Annotated in this window: 2 protein-coding genes; both read right to left on the bottom strand. The window is 71.7% G+C overall.

The window, feature by feature from the left end:
- On the bottom strand, positions 1-297 hold a 297-nt coding region (locus tag ACEN88_RS32415; RefSeq protein ID WP_413346336.1), incomplete at its 3' end, for an Hpt domain-containing protein.
- 7 nt (positions 298-304) lie between these two features.
- Positions 305-1,093: methyl-accepting chemotaxis protein (locus ACEN88_RS32410; RefSeq protein ID WP_413346334.1), on the bottom strand; the 789-nt coding region annotated here is incomplete at its 5' end.

The raw sequence follows: 1,093 nt of genomic DNA, 5'->3' as shown, positions 1-1,093 counted from the left end.
GTGCAGCAGGTCGAACTGTTCGGCCGTCGCCGACAAACCCGCCGCGCCGGCCGCGCGTGCCGCGCCCAGCATGCTTTCCAGCGCATGGCACAGGCGCTCCAGCTCGATCTCGTCGACGGTGCGCGCCGCGCCCTTGAGGGTATGCAGCACCTTCAGCAGGCGTTCGAACAGGACGTCGCGCTGGCCCCCGCCCGCCTGTTCGAGCGCCACCAGGCCCACGTCGATCTGGGCCAGGTGCTCGCGCGCCTCTTCGCCGAAGATGGCGCGCAGCCGCTCCCGGAATGCTTCGTCGGTCATCGCGGAATCAGAATTGGAAGCGGGTCATGGTCTGGCGCAGCGACTGCCCCAGCGCGTGCAGGTTGCGCGCGGACGCCTCCGCCTGGCGCGTGCCCGCCGCGTTCTCCGTGCTGGCCTGCTGGATGTTCTCCATCGCCAGCACCACCTGGTCCATGCCGGCCAGCTGCTGCTGGCTCGAGACGGCGATCTGCACCGCCGCCTGCGCCGCCTCCGTCATGTTGTCCGTCAGCCCGCGGATGGCCTCGCCGGCCTGCGCGGCCCGCTCGACGCCCTGCGCCACCGTCCTGGCGCCCTGCTCCGTGATCATCACGGCCGCGCCCACGCTCTTCTGGATCTCGCCGAGGATCTCGCGCACCTGGCGCGTGGCCTGGCGCGACTGCTCGGCGAGGCTCTTGACTTCCTGCGCCACCACGGCGAAGCCGCGGCCATGCTCGCCGGCCTTGGCGGCCTCGATGGCCGCGTTCACGGCCAGCAGGTTCGACTGCTCGGCGAGGCCCGCGACGGTCGCCGTGATCTCGCCGATCGCGTGGCTGCGCTCGGACAGGCGCACGACGGTGGACGCGATGGCTTCCATCTTTTCCTGGATCGATTCCATGCCCTTCATGCTGTCTTCCAGTGCGCGCCGCCCCTCCGCGGCCGTGCGGGCGGCCTGCTGCGCCGCGTCCGACACGGCGCGCGACTTCTCGGACGCCAGCAGCGAGGTCTGCTTGACCTCCTCGACGGTGGCGGTGGTCTGGCTGACGGCGGCCGCCGTCTCGGCCGTGCTGGCCGCCGCCTGCGCGGTGCTGGACAGGAT

The organism is Massilia sp. CT11-108, from assembly GCF_047302915.1.
Taxonomy (GTDB): Bacteria; Pseudomonadota; Gammaproteobacteria; order Burkholderiales; family Burkholderiaceae_D; genus Telluria; species Telluria orientalis.
Note: the sequence above shows the minus strand (reverse complement) of the source record. Positions and strands in the feature narration are given on the sequence as shown.